Raw genomic sequence first — 14166 nt, forward strand, 5'->3', positions numbered from 1 at the left:
CCTCCCCCTTTAAATAAAAATAGGCAGGATACAAAAACATGTAATTTGTTTTATTACAATATTCTTGTATCTATGGCCATAGTATACGTTCTACCTGAAGCGATTGTCAACGCTTTCATATCATATTTTTGTAATTAAACAAAAGAGAAGGACCTTTGATACAATGTCTTTGTAATCAAAGGCCCTTTTCCCCGTTTAGTCCAGCATATAATGGACTTTCATCATAATCTCCTGCTCGTAATCGCCGAACTGGCGGCCGAACAGATTGACCCCGCCCTGATACACGGCATCGGGCTTCACGCCGACTCGGAGCCGTACATTGGGTCGCTGCATCAGCATCAGATCGTTTAAGGTGACGTCCGATATTTTCTCCATATCCAGCGTCGTTCGCTGCTTGTCGATTCTCCATGTCTTCAGTAAACCGTATTGCGTCGACCAGTCGCTCCACCAGGACGGATTCAGCTTGCCCCGCCGATCCCCGAAATCCCCGGGACAAGTCCACGTGCCGATTTCCACGCCGTTGATCCAGACGGAGATGTCCGACGGCCAGTTAGGGTCGGAATTCGGCGCTTCGGAGCACATCTCAAGCGACAGCTCCAGCGATTCGATCCGCGCCCCGGGCGGAAGCTCGAGCGGCAGCAAATATTCCAAATACCCTTTGCGGAACCAGATGATCTGGGCTCCGATGCGCTTCGGGTGATAGAAGCTGGCCGGTTCGTCCTCCCGTATGATCATCCCGTCGGCATTGGCCATGCCGCAAGTCGGATGAACCTCGCAGTCGCTGTAATGTCCGATGGGCATCTCCACTTCGTAGACGTGGAGCGCTCCTTTCGGTCCCGCTTTTTTGGAGTTGAAGGCGATATGAATATCGTCATAGTTCCGGCTGCATACCTTCATCGCTCCGCGGGAAGCGGGAACAAGCTCCGTATTGATCAGCTTGGCCGCCTCCAATATCTTTACGTTGTTCGCCACCGTTGAAACCGGCAAATTCAGAGCCTCCGAAATTTCCACCACATTCAAATTCCGATCGATCAACAACCGGAGAATATCGACTCTGGAGCGGGTAGATAACGCATGCGCCACTGTCACTAACTTCTCGGGCTCGTCAAAGCTCAATTCCAGCACGTTCCTCGCCACTTTCCGATAGATTTGCTATTCTGATCCGCTTTCTTACAATGATACTACTTCTTTATTTTCATTAAATCAATATTTTTGTAATAATCTATAATATAGGTAATAAACATCGCTTCCAAAACTTCATATCAAATTAACAATTCACCCATTGAGGAAGCGGTTCACCCCTATCATAATGGACTATATGCCGGTTATTTGGATAAGGAGTGTTCATTAACGATGGAAGCGAATCAAGCGGCTGCGGGTCGTCGGCCAAAAGGCAAACTGCAGCAGCTATTGGAAGTGTTAGGGGTATCGACCAAGCTGGGACTGACTTCGTTCGGCGGACCGGTCGCCCATCTCGGCTATTTTCACGACGAATACATACGCCGCCGGAAATGGATGGACGAGCGCAGCTACGCCGATCTGGTGGCGCTATGCCAGTTCCTTCCCGGACCGGCCAGCAGCCAGGTCGGCATCGGAATCGGCGTCATCCGCGCCGGATTGCTGGGCGGCCTGGTCGCTTGGCTGGGCTTCACTCTGCCTTCGGTTGCAGCTTTGATTCTGTTTGCCTCCCTGATACAAGGCTTTGACATTGCCGGGGCGGGATGGATACACGGACTTAAAATCGTGGCCGTAGCGATTGTCGCTCATGCCATCCTTGGCATGGGACAAAAACTGGCGCCCGACCGGAACCGGGCGACCGTCGCCATTATGGCGGCATCCGTCTCGCTGTTATGGCAGACGGCGTTCAGCCAAGTGCTGCTGATCATCTTGTCGGGATGCGTCGGGCTATGGATGTATCGCAAAACGGCCGTTCCGGAAGCGCCCGACCTGCCGGTGCCGGTGAGCCGCAGTGTTGCCGTCGCTTGTCTCGTGTTGTTTTTCGGATTATTGATCGCGCTTCCTCTTGTTCGGCCGTTTGTCGCCGGCGGCTGGCTGCCGTTATTCGACAGCTTTTACCGTGCGGGCTCTCTTGTCTTTGGAGGAGGACATGTCGTGCTCCCTTTGCTCGAAAGGGAAGTCGTGCCGACCGGATGGGTCGGCAGCGAGGAGTTCCTCGCCGGCTACGGCGCCGCTCAAGCCGTGCCCGGGCCTTTATTCACCTTCGCCGCCTACTTGGGGGCCGTGGCGAACGGCATTTCCGGCGCGTTAATCGCGACCGCGGCTATTTTTCTGCCGGCGTTCCTGTTAATCCTCGGAGCTCTGCCGTTCTGGAATTCCTTGCGGAGAAGCCCGAAAGTACAGGGCGCGTTGATCGGCATCAATGCGGCGGTTGTGGGCATCCTGCTTGCCGCGCTCTATGACCCGCTGTGGACTGCCGCGATATTGGCGCCGGCCGATTTTGTACTGGCGGCCATCTTGTTCGGCATGCTGGTCTTCTGGAAACTGCCGCCATGGGTCGTTGTCCTGGCCGGTGCGGCGGGCGGGATGGTTATTGGGATGTTTTAAAACGCTACTCTTTCGAAATATCGATTCTGCGAGCAGCAGGGGCGTCCTTTTCCTCCTCCAGCGTACCGATCACGCTGTCGATCACCGCTCGCGAAGCGAGCAGACACTCCTTGGCAGCGTTTCTGAAATGCCGCTCGGGTTGATGCCGCTCCAGATTTTCTAATAAACGCTCCAATCGAATCAGATGTCCCGTCACTCGTTCCTTTCCAAACCCGGCGCTCATTGATCTCCAGCCTTTCCTTGTATAGTCGTTTCCCGTTTGCCGAAACGGATGACAAGCCGGTCCTTCGCATACCTCGCGCCTACAACTTCGCGGCCCGTCAACGATCTAGGCAAAATAACCTTGCGTTTATAGGCGCCGGCATCTACCGTCAATTCGTCGCCTGTCTGCGTTAAGTTGAGATCGTTCTTATCGGCAAACGGAATGATTAACTCCAGCAGCATGTCGCCTTTCTCCTCGCGGATCGCCCCCGTTCGGCCGCTGTACAACATTGCGGAAGGATCCCGGTCTATAAAGACGATATCCGCCAATTCTTGAAGTATGGGGAGTCCGATTATTTCCTTCTGCATCATAGGTGCTTTCAGAATCGGAATCGGCTGGAAGTTCGATACGATTTCTTCTTCGTATTTCTTCTGAATGTCCCGCCAATAGGCGAAAAATCCTTCGCCGGCCTCATCCGGCAGCACCCGGTTAACGATGACCGCATCCGTGTTGAACCCGAACAAATTCAAATACGTAAACGAGCGTTTCGCTTCGGCAAGCACCATCTTCTCGGGATTCAGCACAATCCGTACCGACGTAATTTCCGGATCCAGAACGATCCGCTGCATTTCCTCCAAGCCGCGTGCAAATCGTTCGATGCTGTCCAGCACGTCGTTCGAAGGAAGCTCTATATCGTTCACGAGCTTGGCGACCGGCCGTACGAGCTTGATCAGCCTGCGTTCGGTCGGGAATATTTTCTCCAGCCATCAATTCAGTACGTTCGGATAACTGAGCAGCCGCAGCGTTTCACCGGTCGGGGCGCAATCGACCACCAATGCGTCATATTGTCCGCTTTCCGCATGTTCCTTGATTTTCAGCAAGCTGAACAGCTCCTCCATCCCCGGAAATACGAGCGTTTCTTCCGTCGCGACATTGGATAACCGGTCACTCCTTTAAGTACGATTTCGTAATAATAGGTTTGCGAACATTTTAATACGACTTCGTAATAATTTCAATACCTTATCGGTTAAGTCATGAACGATTGTGCATCTTGGCATCGCAGCCTTGGATATCACATGATGTCGGGCGTTAAGACTGGGGGCAAAATTCATCATTGACACCGCTCCGTACTCAATGTTACATTGAACCCGTGCAATTACTACGAAATCGTATTAAAAGAAACATGAACGGTCTGACGATCCTTTGCATTCATTGGAGGTGTCCGATTATGGACTGGAATGGGATTGCGTTGACGGCAGCCGGGGCCATCGGCGGCGGCACGGCGGTGATTCACGGCATTCTGATGCAGCGGCTGATGATCAGGCCGATCGAAGCGGCTTTCGCTTCGAATGGGCGGATGTCCGCCCCGATGCGAAAGCTCGTGTCGTGGCTTCTGCATTTCACTACGTTCAACTGGTTACTTAGCGGACTCGCCTTGATCGCCGCTGCAATCTGGTTCGAGCAGGATGTAAGGCTGGCGATCGGCCTGCTTGCCGGCGGCTCTTTCATGTATGGGGCGGTCATCACGCTTTGGATCATGCGCCGGCTTCATCCCGGTTGGATCTTGATGGCCATTGCGTGCATTCTGATCGTCTTGGGACTCATCCCCGGAGCTTCATAATTAACCGTAAAGAAAAAAGAAAGAGGTCCCCAGAGGGACCAAATAGAGGTTAAAAAATAGTCGGTACCATTCCTCCATCCATACGGATGGGAGAGCCTTTAAAGGCGGATGCATACGGACTGCACAAGAAGGCAGCCAGTCTGCCTATTTCAACAGGCCTGATGAAACGCTGTATCTCCGATTGAGGCAGCATTGTCGCCATAAACTTCTTCTCTTTTTCCGAAAAAGTCAGATTTTCATCGTTGTACATCCCGTCAATGATTTGATGCACGTTTTCGGAAAGCGTCGGTCCCGGCATGATCGTATTGACAGTCACTTCCGTTCCTCTTGTTAATTTCGATAAGCTTTTCGCCAACGATAACAGCATGGACTTGGTCATACAATACTGGGGCATTTGTCCCGAAGGCATAACGGCTTCTTCGCTCGCAATAAAGATCATGCGGCCATCATTGTTTTTCAGCATTTTAGGCAAATAAAATTTGCATAACCCGTTTGCGGCAAGAACATTAGTACGGAAATATTTCTCCCATACTGCATCGTCAACATCCTCATATTGCATAATCTCATATATCCCCATGTTGTTAACTAGAATATCAATATTCGGGTATTGTTCAAATAAAGCTTCTCTTTGCCCAATATCCACAATATCCGCTGCAGCGTTTTGGGGAGAGGTAGCCGGGAAAGCCGACTTCAATTCGTTTACGGTTCGTTCTACCTCTTCATTATTCCGTCCGTTAATGAGTACATTTACGCCTTCTTTGGCAAGCTCAATGGCAATAGCCTTTCCGATCCCTTTCGTCGATCCTGTCACTAAAGCCGTTTTATTGATTAATCCCATATCCATAATCGAATGCATGTCTCCTTTATACGTTCCGGATAGGGATTATATTATCTTGTCTGGATTGCCCGGTAACTAGCCTATTGCGCCAAAGTTCTTGTTTATCACGCCAAAAATAAACTCCCTAAAGCAAATACCAGCTTCATTCCGATATCGATGTGCCCGAATGTGCCGTACGCCAATTGGAAGGAGTATCGCCCTCCCAAAGACGGAAGGCGCGATAGAACGAGTTCTGGTCTTCATAGCCCAGCAAGTAAGCCACTTCTTTAATTTCAAGCGAGGGGTCTGCCAAATAGTGCCGTGCCTGCTCATGTCTGGCTTGTGTCAACAGCTGCTTGAAGCTCGTGTTTTCGTCCGCAAGCCGGCGCTGCAAAGTACGATCGCTCATTCCAAGCTTCATCGCGACAGCTTGAACGTCGAGGCGTCCCCCTGTGAGACTGCGTTTCATAATCCATTTGACCGTATCTGAAACGGAGCGGCCGCGCTGCCGTTCATTGAGCGATCGATCCAGTACGGGAGTCAGAATCTCCAGCAGCTCTTCATTGTACGAGACAAAGGGGCGGTCCAGATCTTTTCGATCCAGCGTCAACCGGTTACCTTGTGCCCCAATCCGGATACGGCAGCCGAAGTAAGCTTCAAGCGCCTGCACATCGCCCATAGGATGCGTAAATTCGACGAGACGCGCCTTCAAGGGCTGCCCCGTTCCCCGGCGCCCAAGCTCCAGAAGAAATGCCAATGTGATGCCAACCAGCAACGGCGGACCGGATCGCTCGGCAGAGCGCCATTCCAGTTCGATGGTGCAGTCGTCGCCCTCCTCGGTCATACGTAAGCTTTCAGGGGGGCACAGTTGTTTGTACCGGACCATTCGATTTAGAGCGTCGCGGTAGTCGGGAGCATGGTAGGTCGCCAAGACGGTCGGCGGGAACTTCGCGGTTTCAAAGACGGTCGCAAGCTTGACGATTCCTTCGGCAATGTCGCCGACGAGATCGGAATAAGCCTGCCAGATCGCAAAATAGTCGCCGGTGGTCACGACCGGTTCGGAAATAATGGCGAGCGGCAGCCGCGCTTTGCGAGCGACGTCGTGGGCGGCAATGCCTAATTGACGCAATCCCTCCCAGAATCCCGGCGGCATTTTAATACGGTCGGAAGCATGCGATTTCATACGTATGGACTCCTCTAGCTGCTTCTATTTGGCTTATATTGATTTTAGGATAAGTTCGTTATGATAGCAAAACAGTTATGGATGTTCATAACAGCGGAACAAATAAACAAAGGCGCCCTATTGGGCGCCAGCGTTATTCTTGGAATCTTCCGCGTACCTTTTGAAATTGTCCATAATCGCTTGCCAGCCCGCTTTCTCTGATTCAAAGGGGTTGGTGCTTTCGGCGTCAAAGATTTCAATCCTCCGAAGCTTGATTCCACTTTGCAATATGATCCGGAGTCGTAATCCGCATTCGAAAATCATCGGCGTATTTGATCCGGCAGTCCCAAGCGGGCAAATAATTTTGCGTTAATAAAATTTTGGACGTGGAGTATTTTTCCGTCTTTGATTTCAATGACGTGAATCCCCCAAGGAACCAGGACGGATTGTTCATCGCCCGGCATATACTGCGCATAAGCAGGATAACCGCCGTTCACCGTTACCGGCAAAAAGCGGGATCCCTCGCAATGCCGGCGTGTAAGCGAAAAAAACTTGAACAAATCGTCCTTGCCGCGCACCCACATGGCGAAAGGCGGCATGGACATGCAGCCTTCCTCATGGAATAACGCGACCAGCGCATCGATGTCAAATTGTTCAAAGGCGTCCACATACCGCAATAGCAGCTCGCGATCAGGCTCTGCATCCATCCTGCTGAGCTCCTCGGAACGGAGATTCGTTCGCTTCATCGTCTCTCTGGCTCTTTGCAAGGCGCTGTTCACGGATGCCGGCGACATTCCTAGAGCTTCTGCGACCTCCTTGGAGGACCATTCGAATACATCTTTCAAAATAAGAACCGCCCGTTGGCGAGCAGGCAAGGTTTGCAAAAGTGCGATGAAGCAGAGCTGCAGAGTATCTTTGCGAATGAGAATATCTTCAGGATTCTCCCCAAAATCAGGCGCAAGCCATATCCATGAGGAATCCGGCAACGTTTCGCGGGGTTCGATAATGGAGGCAGCCGGATCGGACAGGTCTACGGGAAGCGTGCGTCGTTTGGCTTTCCTCAGCTTGTCCAGGCATATGTTTGACGCGATACGGTAGATCCACGTTTTGTACGACGACTCCTGCCTGAATGAGCTCCAGCTTTGCCAGACACGGATGCAGGTTTCCTGAACGGCATCGTCTGCGTCGTCGATGGATCCGAGCATTCTGTAACAGAACGACGTTAACTCCGGCTTTAAATTCTCCAGCAGCTGCAGATCCAGTGCTGTCTCGTTCATATTGGGCCTCCTTATGACGGTGAAGTCACTTAAAGTATTCGTGATCTTCCATGATAACCCTTCTATCCCCGCTTCTCGATTCAAATCCTTGACATTACCCAATAACAAGAACTTGACCCCATAAAACAATAAAGCCGCATTAGATGCGGCTTTGAATGGGACAATGTTTTTGACTTCTGACAGGTTTAAGGTTTTTATGTACTTATCGCGCGACATCAGATTCATATTTACCGAGGAATCACTTCAAGCACATTGCCGCTTCCATCATCAATAATACGTATATTTTTATCATCTATGAGTTGGATGGTGCCATCTGACTTCAAGATTTCATGCTGCTCCATTAACGCGTGAGCAACGGACTTGCGAATGAGCCCTTGATTTTTGAATACCAACGTATACAGATCATTGACTCCAGTCTTTCGATTAGAGTATTCAATGATTACAATAAGTAGATTCTTGGGAGTCCACTTGAAGTTTAAGTTGAGATCTTGAGTATTCACATTCATGTTCTTTATGCCTAACGGAATCGTACTCTTTTGTCCGGTATAAGCATTCGTAATCTCAAGATCCCCTTTTGCTGCGTGAATTATATAGCTGTATCCCATCGTGCTGCCATAAAAAGTATCGGTATAATTGTTAAGTCCAGTCACGGTTACCTTACCCGTCTTCGTGTCCCGATTGACCACTTCCCCGTCCAAAGCAGCTGCAAGGAATCTAATCGGCACGTAAAGGTGACTAATATACCACACAGGTTCTTTGCCCATGTCCACTTCTTGACCATCTACTTCGGCAATTGTGCTTCCCATGTGTACAACAATACGCTTCTCGTTACTCCTCAGAATCGCCGTATTGTCATCTTCCATCTCCCAAAGCAGACCTGCCCCACTGCCCAGTGAGAAAAAACTTCCGTAAGTCACTCCGTCCTTAAGTAGCGTCTCAATATGAGCGATACGGCCGTCTTCCCATTGAATTTCCAGATCGACGTACTTGGACGCAGCTTCTGATTTTTTAGCTCCCAGCGGCAAAAGCACTGACATCATAAATATAACGGCAACTACTTGTTTCAAACGCTTCATTTTCACAGCAACTCACCCATTATTTGTAGTTTTAAACACTACAATCGTAACGTTTAAATCTTAAAAAAGTTGCGGACATATTTGTCGTCCGACAACCCTGGATGAAGTAGTGTACCTAACTGGGCATTCGTATATTGCTCCTACCAAACCGTTGGACAAGCACAAGGTGGAAGCTGCCACCGATCGGGTTGGCCGCTGGACAGGCGACCCTTTTCGATTTCGGGAGTTCCATTCAATTGGCCGTTTCTAAACGGAATAAGAAACGAGAACTCCCGTTTCGTCAACGTAATGAATCATCGAACGATACGTGTTCAAATCCACGATCAACTGGCACTGCTTTTCGCCCTTGATCCATTGCAAACGCACCTCATCGTTCGATGAGTCCAGTACTTTAAAGTCTCCGTTAAAAGCGTCATACTCGTTCCGAAAACGAATGAGCCTAAGCAGCCGTTGGACAACCTCTTTCTCCAGGGATTGTTCGATTTCTTGCTGAGAGTAGTTATGACGATTGATTTCCCGCCCCTCCCCCGTTTTTTCCACGCTTTCTACGTCGTTCTCTCCGGCCAATAGTCCGACATAGTAAACTTGAGGCACGCCCGGCGCGAAAAATTGAATCGCCCTGGCCGCCATGTAGGCGTCATCGTCGCAATCCAGCAGCGAATAATACGAACCTCTGATTTGGTGAACGTCGAAACCGTCCGGCGCTTTGTGCTCATCCGATAAAATCAGGCTTAAATTCGCTCCGCGGTCTACGCATACCTTCACCAGTTCCCTTGCTTTCTTCGTATCGATCAAGTCGTCCAAGTCCGGCTTTACGGGAACTCCGTCGTGGCAGTCCAACATCGTAAACTGCTTTGGCGGCCGCGTCATGAGGTAATGGCGCAGGGTATGGCTCGACCGGTTGACCAAGGCATCAAGAACGGTATACGGCAGAATAAAATCGTAGATCCAGTATCCACGCTCCGCCAGCTTGTATTGAATGGTGTAATGGGAATGGACTTCCGGCAGCAATTCGATATCAAGCGACTTCGCGAAGCCGATCCAGTCGCTTGCCAAAATTCCTTTTGCGAAAACTGTTCGATGAAAATAATGTTTTAGACTGGAGTTGTTGATCTGGCGCAGGTTTTTGAGTTGGAAAATCGTCAGCTTTTGAAAAATAAGTTTTAGACTGAAATAAGGAACCATCATTTATTATAAAATTTGCGTGAAAAAAAAGTATTAGACTGAAATGCGTTGTTCTAGTTGTTTTAGCGAAGTATCACTTCCAACAAATTGCACAGCAACATACTTTTCTTCTGTCCCTACTATTACCAAAAAGAGGAAATCTATGCTCATCTTAGAATCACGTAGCATGTTAGTTATTAATTTTTGATCAACTGAAGATGGTCTAGGTACAGGCTCAGGGTGGGTATGCCATTCGCCTAAGTATATTACCTCTCCATTAGAAGATCTCCACGCTAAATCTACGAACCACTGGGCTCTTTTTACATTCCGTTCAAAAAAATACCGTCCTGATTTATCACCAGGACCCGGAGTCGTAATTTGTTGTATAATAATTTGATCGTCAAATATTCGGCCCAGAAGGATACCGCCTGCTTCGTGTTGCTTTTTCTTGACTTGTCTATACGAATTGAGTATTTCAACAACCTCATCCGTAAACTTTACCAATTTATCTCCAAATATATATTCCATTTAGTTCGAGCAACCTTTGCAATTTGTTCGTTCCCTGATTGTACGAATGCGAACGGAATAGCTATCCGCCGCAACCCACATTGAAGAAATTTTTCTCTTGTTTAGTCTTTGTTCCTTTAAGTTACCTAGCCAGGTGAATATAGTATTCTCCTGCACTTTACCAGACAAAGCATCTCGAAGAAAAAGCATTAAATCGTTAATGAATCTTTTTAATTCTAGTGCGCCATACGGAACGAATGTGCTTTGGCAACCAGCTTCTCTTTTTGTGAATTCACCCGGATTAGAGAGTACGCTTTGAATGAAACGGTGTTGTTCATCAAACAAACATTGAAAACAGCCATTTTTAATTGGGTCGATCCAAACTGCATGCGCCCCCGCCAGATAAGGTTCAACCCAAACGAATAATATAGGCTTTTCAATTATTCGCTCTTGAATTAGTTTATTAATGCGAAACTCTGTGGGGAGATGTCCTACCGCGACAACTGAAAAATCACAATTGTTCAGTATGGATTCATAACTGACAAGCAATTTTAATATATCTTCCGGGTAGCAAGCGACTTCACAATTTGGAAAATGTGACGTAATCATTTTTTGTAGTGCGTCAACTTTTTTCTTTCCAACATCACTTGCTCCGCAAACATGTCGAGCTATATTGTCAAAAGTTAATATATCCTTATCAACAAAAAGAAACTCTTCAACACCAATATCCGCTAAAGAACGTGCAATATGACTTCCAACTGACCCACATCCGACTATTCCAACTCTTAACCCACTCTCGACATTTCCGTCTCCGCCACGAATAAATAAATAATCTTTATCAACTCTTTTAATCGTATGCTTCAATAACTTAAGATCTCCGAAATCCCTCGTCAGTTCAAGTAGTGCATTTTTACTGCCAGGCCTGAACCCCTTCAATCCTGTCTTCTTTTTCTTCTTGCCTTTAAATGCTGAGGTAGAAATTAAAATATTCTCCCCATGTTCCCATACTCCAATAACTTTGCTGTTACCATAAGGGATGGAAAAAACAATTGTACTAGGCCTTTTATCTCTATCCAAGAATTCCAAGAGTGTCTTTAGCGAATCACGAGAAAAGCTTCTGAGTCTCTGCAATAGTTCGCGGTTGTTCCTTGGAAATGGTGGAATTCCAATAGATTGTAATGGAAGGTAGAGAGCCTTTTTCCGCTTATCATATATTTTCCCGCCAACTTGCAGTATCCATCTTTGCCCATCGACTCTTGAATCGCCGAACAATAGTTGATTACCCCAAGAAGGATGGTGGAAGCTTATGGCTTCAATGATTTTGGGGTCATCAGTCAATTTAATAAGTGACAAATATTGATTAGTCGATTCCTGTCCCCAATAACTTTCGAATTCATCCATGTATTCCGTAATATTTAGTTTGTTCTTCCCGGTGTAGATGAGTTGATGAGCCTTTTGAATAATTTCTTTTATCACACCTATTGGGTCAACCGCATTTGGATGAGCTTGATCGGAATCAAATGTGCATAGGACTTGTTCCGCATCTAAATGCGGAATTGGGTAAAGCTCTGAGAAATACGGTTCGGGAATAACTACTTTCGGAAAAGAGTCTGGATAATTATATGGGATCGCGATTATTATTTCTATACTTTCTTCATTCAATTTAATCCTAAATGCTTTAGGATAATTTCGATCATTAAATTCCTTGTCGGTTTCTTCTACAGCGCCGTATGAATTTATAAGATGGAGTGTTATTTGCTGTAACACTCCATCATAATATTCCTCAAGTTTACGCAGATCTTCCATGGTTACCTAAAACTGCAGCCGAAGTGGTTTGAATGGCAGAATTACTCCCTTTATTCTCATCTTCGGGTGGTTGATATTCAGGGAATCGTGAACCGAAAATTTTTCTCCACTTCTTTGAAGCCTCGGTTTTATCCTGATTTTCTAAAGCTTCCCCACCTTTTTTGATAAGATCTTCAAGCTTGTTCAGGAAATTTGATCTTCTCGTTTCTGACCAGTTATCAAAGAGTTCCTCGCCAGGTACTACTGGTCTAACTAAAGAAAACGATTCAGAAAGCGTGTTATGAATTTCCTTTGCTGTTGCTACCAATGCTGCATCGTCTTCATCCGGATAATCGCTTACAAAATGATTGGCTGCAAGTATTGTCAGGATCATTCCACTTGGAAACTTGGTATCGCTCTCCTTATAATCCTTCCATGCTTTCAGATACCGAACCAGTCTCTTTAATTGGTCTCCTTTTATTTGAACTTCACCCTTAAACCAATCGGTTAAAGCCTTGGGGTCACTGGTAATCCATCCTTTAGATTTGTGTGCGAGCTTTGGACTTTGGTCGTCTTTTTTGATGTAAATCGGTAAATCGACGTGGTAATTTGCTTTATATATAACCCTGACACACGTATTTTTATCTACAGGATCCTCACTGGTATGGCCTTTTGTGGCCTTAACAATCCAGCTATGAACAGTTGATGGGGTAGGCCAATCGCCCTCATCGGAGTCCTTTAAGTGTTCCAAATATATGCCGTCATCAATATCATATTCACCATCAATAGGAGTTACCGTAGTATTCATCATGTATGAGCCCTGGCCATAAAACTTGGGCTTTTTCACATCTAATTCTTCAGAAAAATACTTCTTAATTTTATCCCGCAACGCATTCCTGGATTTTCGTAAACTTTCTTTTTTGTCAGATTTAAGATAGATTTCATCATCATGAAATTTAATGAACAAGTCATGACAATTTGACATACTTCTCGTCCTCCTGATTATGATATTCAAAGATTTTTCTGACCGAATCTTCAAACAGCCATTTTTTACTCGCTTGAACACCTTTATCAAGCATAATGCTGATTGCGGTAGGACAAGCACGGTCTAATTCAATATACTTTTTTTCTTGATCCGATAATTCTGTACTAGTTATTCGAACATAGTGACCCGGTAAGTATTTTGTTATAAATTTCATGTGATTGTCGACAGCGAAACTCTGTGTATCGATCATAGTGGAAATTAACTTATCCCCCCAACTACTGAACGATTTCGATTTCCACACCTTATGCGGCTCTGGAAATCTCGCGTGCTCATTTAAAGATGAAATTGATAATAGACAGTAGGAATCAAACCCCTTGTTAAGGTAGTATGTAAAATATTCTTGCATCCCCAATAAAGATGGGTTATTGGCCCAGAGTCCACCATCAACAAATTGTTGCGGACCCTCTTTTGTTTGCAGCTCTACAATCGGAAAGTAAGTGGGAGCAGCAGTAGTTGCAAGTGCGACTTCGGATAAGAGACGTTTACTATCCCTTGTTAAAGTTGGTTGGTGGTCTGATTTAAATACATAAGGTGACCCTGTGGTAACATTAACTGTTGGAATTAATACAGTTGTCTTGCAATCTTCTATTTTTTTATCCTGGAATACTTCTTCGAGCGCCAATTTTAGTTGATTGCTCGAATACTTTGATTTGATCAATATTTGTTTAAAATAATGAATCTTTCGATAGAATGGATTTTGATATGGAAATATAGAAGGTCCTTTTTCTTTATAGAATCTCACAATGTCTGACGCTGGCATGCCAGATGCCAATGCAAGTGCAATAATTCCCCCAGTTGATGTGCCGCATATGAGATTGAAATTCTGGTACACAGGTCCGTATACTTTTTCAATCTCTTCTAGAATTACAGCAGAATAAAGACCTTTAATACCTCCGCCGTCTATAGCTAATATCCGATAACATCCCGACACATTCTCACCTCTCA

12 protein-coding genes and 2 pseudogenes are annotated in these 14166 nt (G+C 46.7%); 2 read left to right on the forward strand and 12 right to left on the reverse strand.

The window, feature by feature from the left end:
• Positions 1-195: 195 nt before the first annotated feature.
• Positions 196-1125: an ArsR/SmtB family transcription factor gene (locus tag ACFSW5_RS09155; RefSeq protein ID WP_379271706.1), complete on the reverse strand. Its 930-nt coding sequence runs from the start codon at positions 1123-1125 to the stop codon at positions 196-198.
• A gap of 228 nt (positions 1126-1353) precedes the next feature.
• Here ACFSW5_RS09155 and ACFSW5_RS09160 point away from each other — a divergent pair, with 228 nt between their 5' ends.
• Entirely contained in the window at positions 1354-2565 is a 1212-nt protein-coding gene (locus tag ACFSW5_RS09160) for a chromate transporter (protein WP_379271709.1), read from the forward strand.
• A 4-nt stretch (positions 2566-2569) separates the two neighbouring features.
• Here ACFSW5_RS09160 and ACFSW5_RS09165 read toward each other — a convergent pair whose 3' ends face one another.
• Together ACFSW5_RS09165 and ACFSW5_RS09170 are read right to left on the reverse strand one after the other, a co-directional pair.
• Positions 2570-2788: a hypothetical protein gene (locus tag ACFSW5_RS09165; RefSeq protein ID WP_379271712.1), complete on the reverse strand. Its 219-nt coding sequence runs from the start codon at positions 2786-2788 to the stop codon at positions 2570-2572.
• Positions 2785-3699 (reverse strand): annotated as a pseudogene (locus tag ACFSW5_RS09170) (ArsA family ATPase); the annotation flags it as partial. The pseudogene ACFSW5_RS09170 and the gene ACFSW5_RS09165, both read right to left, overlap by 4 nt.
• 296 nt (positions 3700-3995) lie before the next feature.
• Here ACFSW5_RS09170 and ACFSW5_RS09175 point away from each other — a divergent pair.
• The gene (locus ACFSW5_RS09175; RefSeq protein ID WP_379271715.1) at positions 3996-4388 is read left to right on the forward strand and encodes a hypothetical protein; all 393 of its coding nucleotides are present in this window, start codon (positions 3996-3998) and stop codon (positions 4386-4388) included.
• Positions 4389-4437: 49 nt separating this feature from the next.
• Here ACFSW5_RS09175 and ACFSW5_RS09180 read toward each other — a convergent pair whose 3' ends face one another.
• From ACFSW5_RS09180 to ACFSW5_RS09220, 9 genes and pseudogenes are all read right to left on the reverse strand, one after another.
• Positions 4438-5232: an SDR family NAD(P)-dependent oxidoreductase gene (locus ACFSW5_RS09180; RefSeq protein ID WP_379271719.1), complete on the reverse strand. Its 795-nt coding sequence runs from the start codon at positions 5230-5232 to the stop codon at positions 4438-4440.
• Positions 5233-5368: 136 nt separating this feature from the next.
• A complete protein-coding gene (locus ACFSW5_RS09185) occupies positions 5369-6388 on the reverse strand; it encodes a helix-turn-helix domain-containing protein (protein WP_379271723.1) in 1020 nt (339 codons plus the stop codon).
• Between the two features lie 299 nt (positions 6389-6687).
• A complete protein-coding gene (locus tag ACFSW5_RS09190; RefSeq protein WP_379271726.1) occupies positions 6688-7869 on the reverse strand; it encodes a sigma-70 family RNA polymerase sigma factor in 1182 nt (393 codons plus the stop codon).
• Positions 7870-7871: 2 nt separating this feature from the next.
• Entirely contained in the window at positions 7872-8720 is an 849-nt protein-coding gene (locus ACFSW5_RS09195; RefSeq protein WP_379271728.1) for a stalk domain-containing protein, read from the reverse strand.
• A 246-nt stretch (positions 8721-8966) separates the two neighbouring features.
• A pseudogene (locus tag ACFSW5_RS09200) lies at positions 8967-9767 on the reverse strand (sucrose phosphorylase); the annotation flags it as partial.
• A 171-nt stretch (positions 9768-9938) separates the two neighbouring features.
• Complete coding sequence (locus ACFSW5_RS09205; RefSeq protein ID WP_379271731.1) at positions 9939-10412, reverse strand: Mov34/MPN/PAD-1 family protein; 474 nt, start codon at positions 10410-10412, stop codon at positions 9939-9941.
• A complete protein-coding gene (locus ACFSW5_RS09210; protein WP_379271734.1) occupies positions 10413-12197 on the reverse strand; it encodes a ThiF family adenylyltransferase in 1785 nt (594 codons plus the stop codon).
• Positions 12181-13161 carry a CBASS cGAMP synthase gene (locus tag ACFSW5_RS09215; RefSeq protein ID WP_379271737.1) on the reverse strand — a complete coding sequence of 327 codons (981 nt, stop codon included), beginning with the start codon at positions 13159-13161 and terminating at the stop codon, positions 12181-12183. The genes ACFSW5_RS09210 and ACFSW5_RS09215 overlap by 17 nt, the downstream gene beginning before the upstream one ends.
• Complete coding sequence (locus ACFSW5_RS09220) at positions 13145-14152, reverse strand: CBASS cGAMP-activated phospholipase (RefSeq protein WP_379271741.1); 1008 nt, start codon at positions 14150-14152, stop codon at positions 13145-13147. The genes ACFSW5_RS09215 and ACFSW5_RS09220 overlap by 17 nt, the downstream gene beginning before the upstream one ends.
• Between the last annotated feature and the right edge of the window lie 14 nt (positions 14153-14166).

Origin of the sequence: Paenibacillus thailandensis, from assembly GCF_042685365.1 — a bacterium.
Lineage (GTDB): Bacteria > Bacillota > Bacilli > Paenibacillales > Paenibacillaceae > Paenibacillus_AP > Paenibacillus_AP thailandensis.

Coding starts and splice junctions, on each gene's coding strand:
- ACFSW5_RS09160 (WP_379271709.1), top strand. CDS start 1,354: ATGGAAGCGAATCAAGCGGCTGCGGGTCGTCGGCCAAAAGGCAAACTG.
- ACFSW5_RS09175 (WP_379271715.1), top strand. CDS start 3,996: ATGGACTGGAATGGGATTGCGTTGACGGCAGCCGGGGCCATCGGCGGC.
- ACFSW5_RS09210 (WP_379271734.1), bottom strand. CDS start 12,197: ATGGAAGATCTGCGTAAACTTGAGGAATATTATGATGGAGTGTTACAG.
- ACFSW5_RS09195 (WP_379271728.1), bottom strand. CDS start 8,720: ATGAAGCGTTTGAAACAAGTAGTTGCCGTTATATTTATGATGTCAGTG.
- ACFSW5_RS09165 (WP_379271712.1), bottom strand. CDS start 2,788: ATGAGCGCCGGGTTTGGAAAGGAACGAGTGACGGGACATCTGATTCGA.
- ACFSW5_RS09215 (WP_379271737.1), bottom strand. CDS start 13,161: ATGTCAAATTGTCATGACTTGTTCATTAAATTTCATGATGATGAAATC.
- ACFSW5_RS09180 (WP_379271719.1), bottom strand. CDS start 5,232: ATGGATATGGGATTAATCAATAAAACGGCTTTAGTGACAGGATCGACG.
- ACFSW5_RS09205 (WP_379271731.1), bottom strand. CDS start 10,412: ATGGAATATATATTTGGAGATAAATTGGTAAAGTTTACGGATGAGGTT.
- ACFSW5_RS09185 (WP_379271723.1), bottom strand. CDS start 6,388: ATGAAATCGCATGCTTCCGACCGTATTAAAATGCCGCCGGGATTCTGG.
- ACFSW5_RS09190 (WP_379271726.1), bottom strand. CDS start 7,869: ATGAATCTGATGTCGCGCGATAAGTACATAAAAACCTTAAACCTGTCA.